Below are 15391 nucleotides of genomic sequence, written 5' to 3'. Positions count from 1 at the left end.
ATTACTTTTTGTTTTTCTCGGCGACCAAACGACGGTAGACTTCGGCGCCAACTAAATCGTTGGTGACCATCCACGCAATGTGGCCGAGAGATTCGGAGATGTGTTCCTCTTTGGGTTGATTCTCGGGAGCGGGAACGGTGCCCATGAGTGGCATGATGCCGAGGTGAAAGGCGACCCAGATGGCGAGGCCGAACCAGGTGCCAGCGTCCTTCTTAACGGCGGGAATCTTCTCACCGATGAGTTGATAGAGGACGGCAAAGGTGGTTGAGAAGCCAAAGTGAATCACATAACTGACCCACGGTAGTTCATGACCGGAGTAGTGATAGGTGGCGTGGGTCACCTTAGTGGGGACGCCGAACTGCTCGAGTAAGGTCTGTGGTGGATTGGTCGCGTCGCGTGCTTCAGTCCGTGGGGGCAAGACATTCTCCCACCCGAGTTTGACCAAACCAGAAATAACGCCGGCAGCACCGCCAGCAATTACGGCAGCCTTCAAATCGAGGGGATGTCGATTTTTAGATTTAAATAAGGACATAAGTAATTCCTCCTTCAATGTTAATCACAGGTTAGAGTATAGGCCTCTCAAGATAGTTTGGGTGAAAATAAGCTTGTAGCGTGATACACAGAATCTATGGCCTGAGAGTGGCTGGGAGCTGGTCGCACTGCGGCTGCCAGGGATTCCGCTTGCTGTGGGGAACGCTTCCAGCCAAAGGACGGGCTTCCAGCTCGCCTGAAAGCCGCCAAGATCAGGCGTCTCCCAGGTCGTCCCACGATGTAAGCCGGGAAAACTCCGACTAACATCGTTGACACGGCTAGCTCCATCCCTGGCTGCCTTCGGCTCTGATTGTGCAGGTAATTCCAATCACTAAATTCCAAGTGGTTGCTAAAGTTTAAGCATAATTCAACAGCGATCCTAGCGGCATGATTCATGTCGCCTCAAACCAACTAGGTCAGCCGAGAGGTCGGCAGATATGGGCTCAGGCGCGTCGTTCTACTTAGTCGGCAGGTGGGTTTCCTGCTGGCTTAGTAGAAAACCAAGCTTGGAGACTCGGTCCTTTCGAGGCTTCAAGTTGTGTTCGCACCGTTCCAGCCCATATCTGCCGGCCGGTAAGGCGATGGTTGGCCGACGTTGCCTAGTCTTAGACCCAATATCGTTGTGCCAACGATCATAATGTGTGTTTTGGAACTTTCAATCTTTAGAACCCAACGTTAAGCGGAAAATTTTAGAATATGGTAAGGTGGAAAACGTAGGGATTGAGACGAGACGAAGAGAGGAGTAACGGGATGCAACCAACTTTTAAGTCAGGTTATATCGACATCAAAGATGCCACCCAGAACAACTTGCAACACGTGAACTTACGGGTACCCAAGTACCAGACGACGGTGTTTGTCGGCCTGTCGGGGTCGGGAAAATCGTCGCTGGTGTTCGACACGATTGCGGCGGCCTCGCGGCGAGAACTGAATGAGACGTTTCCTAGTTTCACCCAGCAATATCTGCCGAAATTCGGGCAACCCCACGTGAAAGATATCGAACACTTGCCGGTTGCCATTGTCATCGCGCAACAACGGCTGGGTAAAAACGCACGGTCCACACTGGCAACGTACACCGGCATTTATTCCCTGTTGCGCCTGTTGTTCTCACGGATTGGCAAGCCGTTTATCGGATATTCAGACAGCTTTTCGTTTAACCTGCCACAGGGGATGTGTCCGGCTTGTCAGGGCCTAGGGTACGTGGATGACATCGATGAGGACAAGCTGATCGACCCAGAGAAGTCGCTGAATCAGGGTGCAATTACCTTTGTCAGTTTTGGGCCAAATACCTGGCGTTGGCGGCGGTACGCGACGAGTGGCCTGTTCGACGACGACAAGCCCATCAAGGACTATACGGCCGAGGAATACGACCTCCTGATGCATGCCCCACAACAGAATCTGAAACATCCGGGCAAAGGGTTTCCGCGTACGGCCTTGTACGAAGGTGTCGTGCCACGGATTCGGCGGTCGGTGATCGGCAAAAAGGAAGCGGAACATCACCGCGACGCCATCGCTGAGATTGTGACCCGCAAACCATGTCCCGTTTGTCACGGGACACGGTTAAAGCCAGAAGTCTTGACTAACCACATTAATGGCCATAACATTGCTGAAATCAGTGCGATGGATCTGCGGCATGTGCTGACATTTTTACAGGCTATCACCGCGCCACTAGCGACCGACGTGGTTCGGGAGCTCAGCACCAAGATACAATCGCTGGTCGACATTGGTCTGGGTTATCTGACGCTCGACCGGGGAACCAGCTCATTGTCCGGTGGTGAGGCGCAGCGTATCAAGATTGCTAAATACCTGACGAGTGCACTGGTCGACATGGTCTACATCCTAGACGAACCCAGTGTGGGCCTGCATCCACATGACATTCAGTTGATCAAACAAGCATTGACCAAGTTAAAGGAAAAAGGTAACACCATTTTAGTGGTTGAACATAATCCGGCGATGATCACCTTTGCCGATTACGTGGTTGAAATGGGCCCGCAGGCCGGTCAGGGCGGTGGAACCGTCACGTTTACTGGAACGGTCTCTGAACTATTGGCATCGGAGACGTTGACTGGAACCTGGTTACGCAAGGCGCATCATTGGGGTACGGAACGTCATGCCAGTGGAGAACTGGCGTTGCGGCACGTGACCCGGAACAATCTACAAGACGTTAACGTCGACGTGCCCCTGGGCGTGATGACCGTGATTTCCGGGGTCGCTGGGTCGGGGAAATCTTCATTGGTGACGGCGTTGAAGGACCAGCTCCACGAGGCGTACATCGATTTGGCACAGACACCAGTGGGCATCAACATTCGCTCGACACCGGCCACTTACCTGGGAATTTTGGACGATATTCGGAAGCTATTTAGCCAGGCGAACGGCCGCGTAGGGACTAGTTGGTTCAGTTATAACGGTAAGGGCGCCTGTCCGCGGTGTAAGGGCAAGGGCGTCACGATTACTAACATGGCGTTCATGGACCCCGTCGTCCAGACCTGCGAGCTGTGTCAGGGCAAACGGTACAGTGAAGAGGCACTGCAATACGCTTATCGGGGTAAAAATATTGCGGAAGTCCTCCAACTGTCGGTCAAGGCAGCCGCGGATTTCTTCCAGGATACGCCAAAATTAGCGGCGAAGTTGGCTAATTTGGATCGTGTTGGTCTGGGCTATTTGACACTGGCCCAACCCCTGACGACGCTGTCGGGTGGTGAACTGCAACGGTTGAAATTGGCGGTTGAATTAGGGAAGCAGGGGACGATTTACCTGCTGGATGAACCCACAGCTGGGTTGCACTTAAAGGATACGGCGCGATTAATGACGCTCTTCAATGACTTGGTTGCAGCGGGGAACTCACTGATCATCATCGAACACAACCTGGCCGTCATTAGTCAGGCAGACTGGTTGATCGACGTGGGGCCGGATGCCGGTCGTTATGGCGGTCGAATCCAGTATAGCGGTACGCCACGCGAGGCGATTAAGGTCGCTGACTCGCGGACTGGAGTGGCGTTGAAACAGTGGATTAATGAAAATTGAGTAGAAATTGAAAGTGGGACAAAGGGCGATTAGCTGTTTTTTATCCCACGTTTCAGCAATATAGACTTGAAAATACGAAAAGAGTCTGGGGTTTTGTCCCAGGCTCGATTTTTGATGCGATTAGAATAGGGAACTGTGCGTCCCAATTGCGATATAGATTGTCATTTCTTTATCATGATAGAAGACTAGTAGATGATCACCACTATGACCATCAAAGTGCAGCTCGAGAACCTGAATTTTAATATTTTGGTCGAAAACGAATCGCCTTTTGAGTTGTTTTCGCCAGGTGGAGTGGATGAACATAGAAATAGACAAGAATTGGTTTTCCGCTTAAAAAACAATGTTTAATGTAGTCCCATGGAGAACGTTGCTGAGAATCAAAAGGGACTTGAACGTTGAAAATTGGGGACCAGCGCGAATCATTTTTAACCCGCTTAAACTGTTTTTTGAAATGGGTTGTTGCATTTAGAACATGACTCACTCGTTCAAAGCACGTTCAAATTCTTCAGAGGTATGCCCACCGGAAAGTGGTTTATTTTTAGCCATATGGTCGACCATTTCTAGGATGGAGGCTGTCACTTCAGAGTTGGGTTCTAAAAAGTCTTCGGGTAAGCCGTTATTGGCTACAGAGGTTAATACGAGTTGCAGGTACTCAGAGAGTGTAAAGCCATCGTGTTCTAATACTTTTTGCGCACGGGCGCTAATGTCAGATTGAATATTAATTGTAATCTGTTCCAGGTCTTCATTTTGCATAATGGTTGCCTCCAAAGTGTATTTTACGTTGTTTAACAGACAAAGTAACTATAGTGTTTTTTAAACTAGCAAGGCCCAATTCAAAGAACAAAATAGGTATCACTTAAGCATACAGGATAGTCGATCAGAAGTATCGAAACATACGTTTGTCTAGAGTGGCTTATGCTAAATGCTGTGATTCTTTCGGAAAAGTGTATCTTAATTAAAGACATAATATTCGTCTTTAAACGGATTTATTTGCCGTTAAATATTGACCATCATAATGGCTCCTACCAATCAAGATGGCTAGTCCAATGGTTTTAGAAATCAATTTCTTCAAGTTGAAGTACAAAACACATGTTCGCTTTTCGACGAAGTTATGGTAGACTAAAAGCACTGAATTTTTCCCAGAAAGGATGTTTCCTATGCCGACCACTATTCTGACTCCCGCCGAAAACCGATTTCTTCAGCTTAGTCAACGGGCGCTGAAGCTACCCGATTTAACGCGATTAATGCCGCTGTTACGCGACCATCCCACCATCAAGGATACCAGTGACTTTTTGCCACGCTCGGCCAGACAAGCGTTATTGGACCAGCGAGTGGACTGGCTAGTGGCCGGCAGTGACGCGTGGAAGTTATTAGCAGAGTCGCCATATGTCATCAATCCCAGTAATCAGCGGACGGACTGGCGTCACTGTGCCTTGTGCCACAAGCCGGTGCGCTACGAATATCACGTGGTGTTGCGTCAGGATGGCCATAAAATCGTGGTTGGTTCGGAGTGCGTCAAGAAGTTTATGAGCGACGAGATGCAGTACCTGATGACCATCACCACGGAGGACAACATCCATGCGGTGGCGCAGTACGACGATTTGACCGCCCACTATCCGCAGGTTCCGGAGATCATGTGGGACCAGGAAGCCTTGCCCAACCTGCCCAAGCAGCAGCATCAGCGCCATCGATGGGTCCAAAAAGGGACGCGCAGTACGGTGACCGGCTACCTGAAGTATCGGTCGACAGTGGTTCCTGACAATCAGCTCTCTCCTTACTTAACGGCATACTCGGACTTACAGACTGCTGACCGCCAAGCAACGGCAGCGTTAGTGGAACAGCAACAACAGCGGAAACGGCAAGCCCAGCAGGTCGCCGAGCACGATGAGCAAGCCGCCTGGGCCGCGGCGGACGCAGCCCAAACGGCTACTGAGAAACAGTTGCGGGCGTCTGCGGACTACCAAGCGTATCTAACGGCGGTGGGGGCACTGATCGTTCAGCGTTTATCGCTGACAGCGTTCAAGGCCCAGTTGGCAAAATTGACTATGCCGCGCAGTCTCCAAAAATTAATAAACTCGTATCAGCTGGGTGTGATGGCCACAGAATTCGCACAGCGTGGCGAGATTACCGCCGTACGGTTGCAAATTGTGCCCCGGTATCTGGTGGCGGACTTGAATCGGGTGAGTCGCCACCTTGCTGCCCAACGCCAACGCGACTGGGACGACGAAGTGTTCAATGTGGCAGTTGGATTTGACCTGACGCCGGCACAACGACAAAAAGCGGTAGTGCTGCTCCAGAATAGTTGGGAAGGTCGCCAAGTTCCGGCGAGCGTGTACGCGGACCTGATGACGCTCAAAGAACGATTAGCACAAGGCCAGGCATTACCACAGTGGCCGGCAGCAGTGACCCGGGCCTTTCAGCAACGACTCGACCGGCAACCACAGGCGGGATGGGTGCCGGCACGAAAGAATCATGTGACGCCACAGCAGTTGCGGCAGTTAGTGGAATCGAAGACGGATTTTGAACAGGTCACGGCGCAGTTTCACCGGCTATACGCGCTACCACAGGCTGAAGCGGACGTGACGTTGTCAGCACTAGCTCACTATTATTTAACCGTGCAAGATCAACAGGAGAAACGAACGGCAGCGACACAACGGTTGGTGGAGCAACTATTAGAAAAATAGACGATTATTTTTTAACACCATAAATACTAAATCTTTGGTGAGTGTAAATGAAAAAGGCTAGTCTGATTTTTTTCAAGGACTAGTCTTTTTTGACGCTTACTTTAGCTTTCCATTCATAAACTGTGCTTCACCATTTCCAAAACTCCAATCGGCCTTGGTGTTGGTGGTGATGTTGACCATGACATCCGCGGGTGCCACGTTCGCACGAGCTTCCAGCTCCTTGACGAGTCGGGCGTAAAAGCGCTCCTTATCGGCTTCCTCGCGGGGACTGGAGGTGAGGCTAAAGACCATGACGTCTTTGGTCCGGTCGAGACCCAAGCCCACGTCGAGGATGATCATTTCTTCTGGATCGTGTTGCGTCACAATCTGATAGCGGTCGCGCGGCAGCAGGTGAAGTTCTTCGGTAGCGACCTGATAAGCGATATCCAGGATATTCTTGATTTCGGCCTTACTGCGGCCACGGTACATATCTACTCGCATTAACGGCATAAGTTTTCCTCCTAATAGAGAACCAAAATGGACGACGACAATTGGTTGAGCGCCCTGATTTTACCAACTGTGATGGGGAAAGTCACGTGAGTTGAATGGTGGCTCATGGCACGTCGGGCAGGACGACACCAGTGCTGGCGATGTTTGGATATGTCTCGTAAACGACAGGATTAATTAAGAGGGGAAGATTATGACCTAATAGGTTTTCTGTGGGCAATGACCGTTACAATCTGATGACCTTAGTTGACAGAAAAATTAACGGTCAAAATTGATAATTATCAAGAAGATAGTTAAATTTTGAGAATGTGAGGTTAAAAAATACTAGTGATTAATTGCTAGCAATAGAAAATTGACCGTTTTTTTTAACGAGTGTGAGATTGCCAGAATTTGGTGGGTGTGGCAAACAGGTGTTGGGTAACAGAAATGATAAAGTGTGAGATAAAAGCTAGAGCCGTAAGGAGTTGGAACAATGTCAAACAATATTTAAATCTATCGTATGATAGAAAAATGACTTGGTAATTGCCAAAAATACGGTTTAGTCGTTTATAGGGGGTACGCTAGATACGACATACTGTGAATAATAATCCGGGGTTTGGAAGTGCTACAAACGCCATTACCTCAGGCGTTAAGGCACAAATAACTATTAAACTCGTTTTTTAGACGATAATTGAACTGTGGGGCGTACAAAATAGCCAATATTCGATGTGGAACACACTTAAAATCCGTCTAAAAGCTGATTTAGAAGGCTTTTAGACTGTTTTAAGTTTATTTTAAAAAAACTTTTATTTTTTGGTCGAAAAAGGTTTACAAGTTAACTGCTTAGCCATATAATGATGTTGTTACATAGTTAAGCAAATGTAACGGGTATTGCGAACCTAAGCATTTACTACTGAGACAAACGACTAATTCATCACTACTATGGGAGTGGTAATTAGTTAAGGGCCACAGTAAAGACTATCGTTGAAAAGTTTAGCTGTTACGGAAATCATACAAGAGGGGTGCATGAATCATGAACAAAACAGTAAGTAGTTTATTATTAGCCGGGGCATTGTTATTAGGTTCCGTTGCGCCAGTAGTTGCCAATGCGGCAACCGGAGACGATACAGGTAAAACTGGTCAAACTGAAAACACAATTACATTTACTAAGCCAGATGGGACTAACGTTGACCCTGCTGACCCTAACAATCCTGGAACTAAGGATCCTAATGGCGGCAATGGTGGTGTTGATACACCAGATCCTACTAAGACAGGTGATTTAACCTTCTTATATGTTTCTCCTAACATGGACTTTGGCTCACATGTGTCTGCAACGTCCGTGACGAGTTCAAACAAGCCAACAGTAACAACTGCCGACTTAGGGACTACGAAGACTAATGCAAATCTTCTTACTGAAGTTCAAGATACTCGTGGGACTAACGCAGGTTGGACAGTCAACGTAACTGCTGACCAAATGAAGGATACGGCCGGAGATGTCTTAAAGGGTGCTACCTTGCAGCTGGATGCCAGCAATGCAACCATTACGAATTCGGCTGTTTCTGATACAAGTACCGGGTACAACAAAGGCGATCAAAATTTACCTGCCGGAATTGTCGGTAGTGATGGGACAATTAGTACCGACACAGCAACCCACACGATTTACTCAGCACAAGCTGGTAGCGGGATGTTAGTTACTGCTTTCCAGCTGGCTCCAGAAAATATTACATTAGGCTCAATTCCAGCCAACGTTAAGGCCGGGACTTACACGGGCAACCTGAACTGGACTTTAACTGACACACCAGGTGCTTAATATTTAAAGACGGCAAAGGTGTTCATATCTTAAAAATGAGCACCTTTTTCGCTTACATAGTAGTACCATTAAGGTATTACAGAATTTATCAAATAACTTAACTAGGGTAAGTAGGGGTGTAGGATGCGCGGGTTTAAGAAGATTCAACTCATGTTTCTATTGGTTGTTGGTATGATTGTTGGGGGTAGTGTCCCACTGATTGCGAGCGCTGCTTCAGCTGGTGAGATTGGTTTCAACGTTTCAGCTCAGATTCCTAAGAATCAAATCAATAAAAAAAATACATTTTATGATTTACGGATGAAATCTGGTCAGACCGAAACACTGAAAGTAAAAGTATTCAACGTAAGCAATCAAGATGTGACCGTCAGATCAGCCATTCATACAGCTTGGACTAGTTCAGGTGGTGCGATTGAATATGTTAAGCCGGGAAAAACATTCGATTCATCGTTACGTTACAAGATGAGTGATATTAGTAAGATTCAGGGAAAACAAACATTTACGATTCCTGCCAAGGGCTCAAAAGTTGTGACGGCCACTGTTAAGATTCCTAAGACAAACTTCAATGGGGTCATCTTAGGTGGTTGGTATTTTGAACGTGCTGATAGTAAGGTCACTGGTACCGTTAAGGGCGCTAATAATATGACCAACAAGTATTCTTATGTCATTGGTATGAAGTACACAATGGGTAAGGTACCTAGCCCATCGATGAGTCTAGGCAAGGTTACTGCTGGTCTAGGAGACTATCACCGTGGGGTTATCTCTGACTTGCGGAATACGACGGCGGTTATTATTCCTAACTTGAAGATGGATACGACTATTACGAACCGTGATGGGGGTGCAGTTGTTAAGCATGCCAAACTAAAAAATGTTCAAATGGCACCTAACACGACTTTCAATTATGCTTTACTTTATGGGAAGACGCCGATGAAGGCTGGTAGTTATCATCTCCATATGGTAGTCAAGAACACTGATCATAAATGGGTTTTTGACCGGAACTTTACGATTACGCAAACGCAAGCTAACAATGTTAATAAAGGATCCGTTGAAACGTCGGGCATCAGTATTTGGTTATTAGTCGCTTTAGGTGCGTTAGGGATGTTGTTACTGATTCTTTTGATTCTATTGATTATTTACTTGATTCGTCGCCGTCGTCGTGATGATGACGAGGATGAAACTGAATAACGAGTTAAATCGTTGTGGAGAGGGGGCGTTGCTCATGAACAAGACACTTAAGCAGCTAATGTTGGTGCTCACACTGGTTCTTGGACTAGGCATGGGGACATCAACGCTCGCTAAGGCTCAGACGACAGACACTGGTTCGACCAGTGTGGGGATTACTTTTACAGGAAATAACTCGAGAACCAGTACAACGACTCCGGTAACCCCTACGGTTAAGGACGGTAGTGACGGGGATGCCATCAATGATACAATTCCGGATGGGACCAAGGTTACCAAAACGTCAACGCCTAAAACGGGGAGTGCCGCTGACACGGTGACGCCAGTAAGTACAAGCACGGCGTCACCAAGGAAGGGTGGTTCCGGCGTTGCGGCAGTCAAATCGACTATGGCAGCGTTGGCAGCTGGTCGGTTGCCCCAAACGGGTGAAGTTCAAAGTATTTTAGCAGATTTAGTAGGGATTCTACTGTTGATGGTCTTGATCTTAGGATTGGTCGTATATCACCAAGCACGCCTGCTAAGGGAGAGGGAGTGAGTCGAGATGAAGCTACGTAAATTCATGCGACAACTTGGCTTATTGCTTGCCGTGGTGCTGGGCGTTGGTTTGATTGGTGAAAAATCAGTGGAAGCAGCATCGTTGCCAGCTGGCGTTGGGCCATTAAGTACGCAATCCGCTTATTATGAGGCGCGAACGGATAATGCTCCCATGTATATTGGGCAAACCTCTATTGGGTCTACGACAGGGCAAACTTCCCCTGCTTGGACGATTTCTACAAGACCGAAGCTACAGGCACCAATTGCGGCCAATGGTCGTTCCAGCAATGGTCGAATTACAGATAAAACGACCAAGATCTATATTCTGCTGAGTGGTTCTTTTGGGGTTCCAAGTTATGGAAGTACCAAAATTACTAGTATTAAGCCGGTAGTTATGGCTTCAAATGTAAATCCAGCGAGAAAAGTTGCCGAAGGGACAAATTTGCTTGGCAGTACCACGTCTACTTCGAGTTTGACGGTGTCATCGAACTATTACGAGATGGATGTTGATTTATCTGATCTCCGCAATTCACTGCCGTTAAACTTTGGTTTTGCAGTGACATATAGTAATACGTCTACTACTGATTATCTAATATACGCGAGAGTTGATGTGGATTCTGCTCTTGAAGCAGCTTGGGGCGGTACCACGTTTGACCCTGTTTTCTATTTAAATGGAACTTATAAAGCTACCCAAGGCGGTAATGTTAAGCAACTTAGAGGTTCAGATAAGACTATTACTGGCGGTGCCGGTCAGCCAGGATTGAAGACAGAGCTGTCACTAAGCAAAGATGGTAATGATAATACTTATTATGGTGTAATAGACCCAGATGGTACATTTACGTTTAATCTTAGTGATTACCTTGCGAACATGGCAGATGCAAGTACTGGAAGGACTGCTGCTATGGTTACTGAGTATGATGATATGGGAGACAAAGTTTCTGTTTCGGCTAACTATGTAAAGACTTTAGATATTTCTCCAGATGAGGCTAACCTCGATATTGATCCCAATACGAGTGAAGACTTAAAAGGTGAATCTGATAGTGAAATTTTAAGTTGGATTGCTAAACAGGCGGGTGTGTCCGTTTCTTATTTGGATACCCATTATAATTTGAGTGATGTTACATTGAAGTCTGACCAAACCGGGTTGGGTGCCAAAATTGCTGCTTTAGCGAATGGTGATTCTTTAATTGTGAAGATGGGTGCAACTAACTCAGATGGTGTCACAACGGATGGAACTTCTAATATTACTCTTACACGGACGACTGGTGAACTTAGATTTAGCAGTATCAGCTCACTCATGGACTTCGGCTCAGTAGCCGTACCATCTAAAGAAACCTTGTTCGCGCCGACAACGACACCGGATGTTTCCATCACTGATACGCAGGCTTCTGGCACGCCGTGGTACGTCACGGCACAAGCCAGCGAGCTGACGTCTAATGATGGTCGGACGCTGAACGGTCACATGGTCTACGTCGACAGCGATGGCAATAAGCAGTCCATGTCGAGTGCCGTATTAGTTGCGGCAGGGCAGCGTGATCGGAGTATCACTTATCCGCTCAATACTGCTAAAGGTTGGTCAACGACCAATCAAAGTCTGACCAGTCCAGCTAATGGCATGTATCTTGATGCGTTACCAAGCATTTATTCCGGAAGTACGTCCACGCAGTACACGGGAACGATTACCTGGTTACTCGAGAATACGCCGGACGCCATTGGCACGGATAACAGCGGTCCTGATACCAGTGATAGCAGCAGTAGTAGTAATAGCGGCAGTAGTAGTGATGAAAGCAGTAATGAAAGCGGTAATGAGAGTGGTGGAGAGACTGGCAGTTTGGGTGGTGGTGACAGCACCCAAACCAGCTCTACCAGTTCATCCGTCTACAATGCTTTCGGTTAAATTAGAATGAATATAGGTCACTTTGCTTCCTTACCAATTCTAGGGTGAGAAAGCAAGGTGACTTTTTTTGTATAATTGTTGTTAAACGGTATTGGCCTGCAAATGACCGAAAGTCTCTTAGTGGGCCAGACGCTGGGTCTATTGTTTAGTGACCGGCCAAACTGGAATATCCAGAAATGGGCGGTAGATGGGAGGGTTAGAAGAGATACCATCTTTGTTTTAGAAAGATTAAAATCAGATGAGAAAAAGGTGATATAATACGTTTATTCCTATATTGCGCGGTTAAAAATAATGTAATTAAGACAGCGAGGCGCCCATGACAACCACCAACACCCAAACCATTCGTCAACTGCTAGCTGGCCGCATACTCACCAACGTCGGCGACAGCCTGATCTATATGTCTGTATTGTGGGACTTTAATACACGCTATCAGTCGGCGTGGTTTGTCACGGCAGTCTTTGTGATCACGTCTGGAGTGGATGCACTCTCATTTTTGCTCGGCCCCATCTTGGATCGGGTGCGAGTAAAACGCGTGTTGGTTGGGGCAACTGGTAGCCAGGTTATTCTGGCCCTGGCATTGGTCGTCGTTCTAGCACTACGACTAAATGGAAGGTTCCTAGGTGGCCTCTTATTAGGTTTCCTCCTGCTATCGACCATCAGTTCAGCATTGATTTATCCCACCGAGGACAAACTCCTGCCGCTGCTTGTCAGTGGCGTCGACCTGTTGCACGTCAACGGGCTGTTTCAGATGAGCTATCAGGTACTGGACCTGATTCTCAACGGGGCTGTCCTGGGCCTCCTATCGGTTCTCTCCGTGCAGCACACGCTCCTGTTAGCGGTACCGGTCTTTGGCATCGCCCTGTTGGTCTTCAAGTTTCTGCGGCTTAGTCAAGCTAGTCCAGGACCCACAACCGATGAGCACTACGGGCAGTCGCTGAGATTGGGATGACAAACACTTGCGCAACACCCATTTATGCTGAAAGTATTGGTGCCATTTGCGCTAGTCAACCTCTTCTATGGGGCTGCCGATGCCGGTTTGCCACGGTTCGCACGGGTCTATCTGAGCAGGCAGGCGTGGGGGTACGGCGCCCTGCTGACGGGAATTGCCGTTGGCGGCTTGTTAGGCGCATTGTTGGTACAGAAATTGAGGCTCACGGGGAATCGGTTGATTACCTTTGCCGGTGGTTGCCTGATCTTAGGTGGCGGCTGTCGCCTGCTATTAGTCGTGAGTCGGCAAGGGGGTTTGGCGGTCCTCTTGATCTCAGTGAGCGCGCTGTTTGTCAGCATGATGAACATCAATTTTATCGCTTACGTTCAGTCGGCCTTTCCCAGTGAAATCTTGGGCCGCATTTCAACGATTAACGAAAGTCTACTCTCAGCCATGATTCCATTTGGCTCAGTGTTGGGCGGAGTCATGGTGACACATTGGGCGGTCATTTGGCCGCAAGTGCTCTATGGGGGAGTGACGGTGCTGACGGGGATGTATTTTCTAGTCGTTATCCAGCACGCCGAGTTCGACTAGAGAGGAGCTGACCGGCATGATGGTCTTTCTACACAACAGGCGCTATCGCCTGCTGACACTGGCAACGTTTGTCAGTATGTTGGGGTCGACGCTATTCAATATTGTTTTCGTGATTTACGCGTGGGGATAATTCTGGGGTCATTTACGCCGATGAAGCGGGTGGCCTGGCTGTCGATTCCGACTAACCTGACGCTGGTGATCGGTGTAAGTGGCGTCATCAGTGCCAATCTACTGTGGCTGCAGAACCGCTACATCCTGGTCGCCTGCATCTTGGTCAACGGGGTCCTGATTGGTTTACTCAATCCACGAATCCAAGCGGAAATGATTACAGAGTTGCCGGAAGAGGCGATTGGGTCGATTCTAAGCGTGTTTTATACCGTGATTCAGCTGACGGTACCGGGTGGTGCGGTCGTGTTTGCTTTCCTTGCGAACGGGTGGACGATGGCTATCGCGTGGATTGGCTTAGTGGCTGCCATCGTCGTTGGCTTGCTGTACGCAGAGGTTTTACGGCGGCGGCTAGCCCGGCCTTAGTTTGTTCATGGAGAAAACGGCGTCGTTGGCAACTACCTCTCGCTGAAAAGTGCGTATACTGAGAGCACTTTTCAAGGGAGGGGCGGGTCATCGTGAGTCGGAAACCATCTTTGTTGCAAACGCTGGTCACCATCACGCCGAGCCTAACGCGTTGGACCAATTACGAAATTACCTATATTGTCGGCTTGCCAGCGTATCTCATTTTGATTGTCCTCAACTGTCGCTTCATTGTTGGCAAATTTATCTTTAACTGGGACACGACGTCGTGGTACTTTACGCTGAGCTTTTGGCTGTTATTGCCGGTGGTGCGTATTCTGCTGGCCAAGCTGAACCAGAAGATGGTCTTTCACATTGACAAGCCGGTCCAGCGGCTGTGGGCGTCTTACTTCAACCTAGTACCGAGTGCCAGCTGGGACCCAAGCAGCCGGTTAGGGGTGAGCATTTTACTAATGGCGATGGGGATTGTGTTGGCGCCAGTACTACTAATTGTTTTGAGTGGAACGTATGGAATTTTGAAATTAATTGCGTAAAAAATCAGCGGTCACGTCTTCGTTTGAAGAGCGTGATCGCTGGGTTTAATATTACGTTACTTCTGAGAGTAATGTGTCCGACAAATATATATCAAAATATCATTGTCTTTAATAGTGTAGATAAGGCGATCTTTATGGTTCACACGCCGTGACCAGGTACCCGCATAATTTCCGTGTAAGGGTTCTGGTTTACCAATGCCAGTAAAAGGGTGGCGGGCAATGTCTCTGAGCAAGTTATTAACTCGTTTTAATGATGGTTTGTTGTTTTTTAGAAGCCATTGATAGTCTGTCCAAACATTTTCAGAAAAGTTATTGTTCATTATTTTTCTCTAGGTTCAATAAGAGTGTGGCATTCAGTGTGTCCAGTTTCGAATTGTTTCTTGGATTTATCGAGCCAAGCCAAATTTGCTGGATTTCCTAGGACAAATTGGTTCTCCAACATATTGTTATACTCTTCCTCGGAAATTACGATGGCATTACGGTTATTTTTGCGAGTGACAGTGATCGGTTCAAAGTCATCAGTAGCACGATCTAAGTAAAATCTGAGCTTTTTTCTGAAATCTGAATAAGTTGTGGCTTCCATTATTATTTCCTCCAATGCGACAAAGTGATATCTTCCAGTCTCGACTCAATGTATAAGATTACGTACCTAATAGCAAAGATAGTGGCTTGGTATATAGCCATTGTTTG

15 protein-coding genes are annotated in these 15391 nt (G+C 47.7%); 10 read left to right on the top strand and 5 right to left on the bottom strand.

Features of this window, described 5'->3' with window-relative positions; all coding sequences use genetic code 11:
- Position 1 precedes the first annotated feature (1 nt).
- Positions 2 to 532 (bottom strand): DUF1440 domain-containing protein, encoded by a 531-nt coding sequence (locus EKM89_RS08580; RefSeq protein WP_125687641.1) that lies wholly within the window; start codon positions 530 to 532, stop codon positions 2 to 4.
- A gap of 749 nt (positions 533 to 1281) precedes the next feature.
- On the opposite strand from EKM89_RS08580, the gene EKM89_RS08575 reads away from it, so the two are divergent.
- Entirely contained in the window at positions 1282 to 3552 is a 2271-nt protein-coding gene (locus EKM89_RS08575; RefSeq protein WP_125687639.1) for an ATP-binding cassette domain-containing protein, read from the top strand.
- 477 nt (positions 3553 to 4029) lie between these two features.
- On the opposite strand, the gene EKM89_RS08565 is transcribed toward EKM89_RS08575, so the two are convergent.
- Complete coding sequence (locus tag EKM89_RS08565; protein ID WP_125687635.1) at positions 4030 to 4305, bottom strand: type II toxin-antitoxin system RelB/DinJ family antitoxin; 276 nt, start codon at positions 4303 to 4305, stop codon at positions 4030 to 4032.
- Between the two features lie 404 nt (positions 4306 to 4709).
- Here EKM89_RS08565 and EKM89_RS08560 point away from each other — a divergent pair, with 404 nt between their 5' ends.
- Positions 4710 to 6236 carry a hypothetical protein gene (locus EKM89_RS08560; protein WP_125687633.1) on the top strand — a complete coding sequence of 509 codons (1527 nt, stop codon included), beginning with the start codon at positions 4710 to 4712 and terminating at the stop codon, positions 6234 to 6236.
- A gap of 96 nt (positions 6237 to 6332) precedes the next feature.
- Here EKM89_RS08560 and EKM89_RS08555 read toward each other — a convergent pair whose 3' ends face one another.
- Positions 6333 to 6725, bottom strand: coding sequence for a tautomerase family protein (locus EKM89_RS08555; RefSeq protein ID WP_125687631.1), 393 nt, complete (start codon positions 6723 to 6725; stop codon positions 6333 to 6335).
- Between the two features lie 1009 nt (positions 6726 to 7734).
- Between EKM89_RS08555 and EKM89_RS08550 the strand changes: the two genes are divergently transcribed.
- The 8 genes from EKM89_RS08550 (at position 7735) to EKM89_RS08515 (ending at position 14701) form a co-directional block, all read left to right on the top strand.
- Positions 7735 to 8511, top strand: coding sequence for a WxL domain-containing protein (locus EKM89_RS08550; protein ID WP_125687629.1), 777 nt, complete (start codon positions 7735 to 7737; stop codon positions 8509 to 8511).
- A gap of 123 nt (positions 8512 to 8634) precedes the next feature.
- Positions 8635 to 9693 (top strand): DUF916 and DUF3324 domain-containing protein, encoded by a 1059-nt coding sequence (locus EKM89_RS08545; RefSeq protein ID WP_125687627.1) that lies wholly within the window; start codon positions 8635 to 8637, stop codon positions 9691 to 9693.
- A gap of 34 nt (positions 9694 to 9727) precedes the next feature.
- Positions 9728 to 10222 (top strand): hypothetical protein, encoded by a 495-nt coding sequence (locus EKM89_RS08540; RefSeq protein ID WP_125687626.1) that lies wholly within the window; start codon positions 9728 to 9730, stop codon positions 10220 to 10222.
- A gap of 6 nt (positions 10223 to 10228) precedes the next feature.
- Complete coding sequence (locus tag EKM89_RS08535; RefSeq protein WP_125687624.1) at positions 10229 to 12118, top strand: WxL domain-containing protein; 1890 nt, start codon at positions 10229 to 10231, stop codon at positions 12116 to 12118.
- Between the two features lie 316 nt (positions 12119 to 12434).
- Positions 12435 to 13067, top strand: a complete 633-nt coding sequence (locus tag EKM89_RS08530; protein WP_125687623.1) for an MFS transporter — start codon at positions 12435 to 12437, stop codon at positions 13065 to 13067.
- 24 nt (positions 13068 to 13091) lie between these two features.
- Positions 13092 to 13640, top strand: a complete 549-nt coding sequence (locus EKM89_RS08525) for an MFS transporter (RefSeq protein WP_125687621.1) — start codon at positions 13092 to 13094, stop codon at positions 13638 to 13640.
- Positions 13641 to 13790: 150 nt separating this feature from the next.
- Entirely contained in the window at positions 13791 to 14171 is a 381-nt protein-coding gene (locus tag EKM89_RS08520; RefSeq protein WP_125687619.1) for an MFS transporter, read from the top strand.
- A gap of 92 nt (positions 14172 to 14263) precedes the next feature.
- Positions 14264 to 14701 carry a hypothetical protein gene (locus EKM89_RS08515; protein WP_125687617.1) on the top strand — a complete coding sequence of 146 codons (438 nt, stop codon included), beginning with the start codon at positions 14264 to 14266 and terminating at the stop codon, positions 14699 to 14701.
- Positions 14702 to 14757: 56 nt separating this feature from the next.
- Here EKM89_RS08515 and EKM89_RS08510 read toward each other — a convergent pair whose 3' ends face one another.
- Together EKM89_RS08510 and EKM89_RS08505 are read right to left on the bottom strand one after the other, a co-directional pair.
- The gene (locus tag EKM89_RS08510; protein WP_125687615.1) at positions 14758 to 15021 is read right to left on the bottom strand and encodes a Txe/YoeB family addiction module toxin; all 264 of its coding nucleotides are present in this window, start codon (positions 15019 to 15021) and stop codon (positions 14758 to 14760) included.
- Positions 15021 to 15284 (bottom strand): type II toxin-antitoxin system Phd/YefM family antitoxin, encoded by a 264-nt coding sequence (locus EKM89_RS08505; protein WP_125687613.1) that lies wholly within the window; start codon positions 15282 to 15284, stop codon positions 15021 to 15023. Before EKM89_RS08505 ends, EKM89_RS08510 begins: the two co-directional genes overlap by 1 nt.
- Between the last annotated feature and the right edge of the window lie 107 nt (positions 15285 to 15391).

This window comes from Levilactobacillus fujinensis (assembly GCF_003946335.1).
Lineage (GTDB): Bacteria > Bacillota > Bacilli > Lactobacillales > Lactobacillaceae > Levilactobacillus > Levilactobacillus fujinensis.
This window is presented reverse-complemented; position numbering and strand designations above follow the sequence as displayed.

What these genes read in the sequence shown, in the direction of transcription:
- EKM89_RS08580 (WP_125687641.1), bottom strand. Translation starts at nt 532, where the DNA reads ATGTCCTTATTTAAATCTAAAAATCGACATCCCCTCGATTTGAAGGCT.
- EKM89_RS08575 (WP_125687639.1), top strand. Translation starts at nt 1,282, where the DNA reads ATGCAACCAACTTTTAAGTCAGGTTATATCGACATCAAAGATGCCACC.
- EKM89_RS08565 (WP_125687635.1), bottom strand. Translation starts at nt 4,305, where the DNA reads ATGCAAAATGAAGACCTGGAACAGATTACAATTAATATTCAATCTGAC.
- EKM89_RS08560 (WP_125687633.1), top strand. Translation starts at nt 4,710, where the DNA reads ATGCCGACCACTATTCTGACTCCCGCCGAAAACCGATTTCTTCAGCTT.
- EKM89_RS08555 (WP_125687631.1), bottom strand. Translation starts at nt 6,725, where the DNA reads ATGCCGTTAATGCGAGTAGATATGTACCGTGGCCGCAGTAAGGCCGAA.
- EKM89_RS08550 (WP_125687629.1), top strand. Translation starts at nt 7,735, where the DNA reads ATGAACAAAACAGTAAGTAGTTTATTATTAGCCGGGGCATTGTTATTA.
- EKM89_RS08545 (WP_125687627.1), top strand. Translation starts at nt 8,635, where the DNA reads ATGCGCGGGTTTAAGAAGATTCAACTCATGTTTCTATTGGTTGTTGGT.
- EKM89_RS08540 (WP_125687626.1), top strand. Translation starts at nt 9,728, where the DNA reads ATGAACAAGACACTTAAGCAGCTAATGTTGGTGCTCACACTGGTTCTT.
- EKM89_RS08535 (WP_125687624.1), top strand. Translation starts at nt 10,229, where the DNA reads ATGAAGCTACGTAAATTCATGCGACAACTTGGCTTATTGCTTGCCGTG.
- EKM89_RS08530 (WP_125687623.1), top strand. Translation starts at nt 12,435, where the DNA reads ATGACAACCACCAACACCCAAACCATTCGTCAACTGCTAGCTGGCCGC.
- EKM89_RS08525 (WP_125687621.1), top strand. Translation starts at nt 13,092, where the DNA reads ATGCTGAAAGTATTGGTGCCATTTGCGCTAGTCAACCTCTTCTATGGG.
- EKM89_RS08520 (WP_125687619.1), top strand. Translation starts at nt 13,791, where the DNA reads ATGAAGCGGGTGGCCTGGCTGTCGATTCCGACTAACCTGACGCTGGTG.
- EKM89_RS08510 (WP_125687615.1), bottom strand. Translation starts at nt 15,021, where the DNA reads ATGAACAATAACTTTTCTGAAAATGTTTGGACAGACTATCAATGGCTT.
- EKM89_RS08505 (WP_125687613.1), bottom strand. Translation starts at nt 15,284, where the DNA reads ATGGAAGCCACAACTTATTCAGATTTCAGAAAAAAGCTCAGATTTTAC.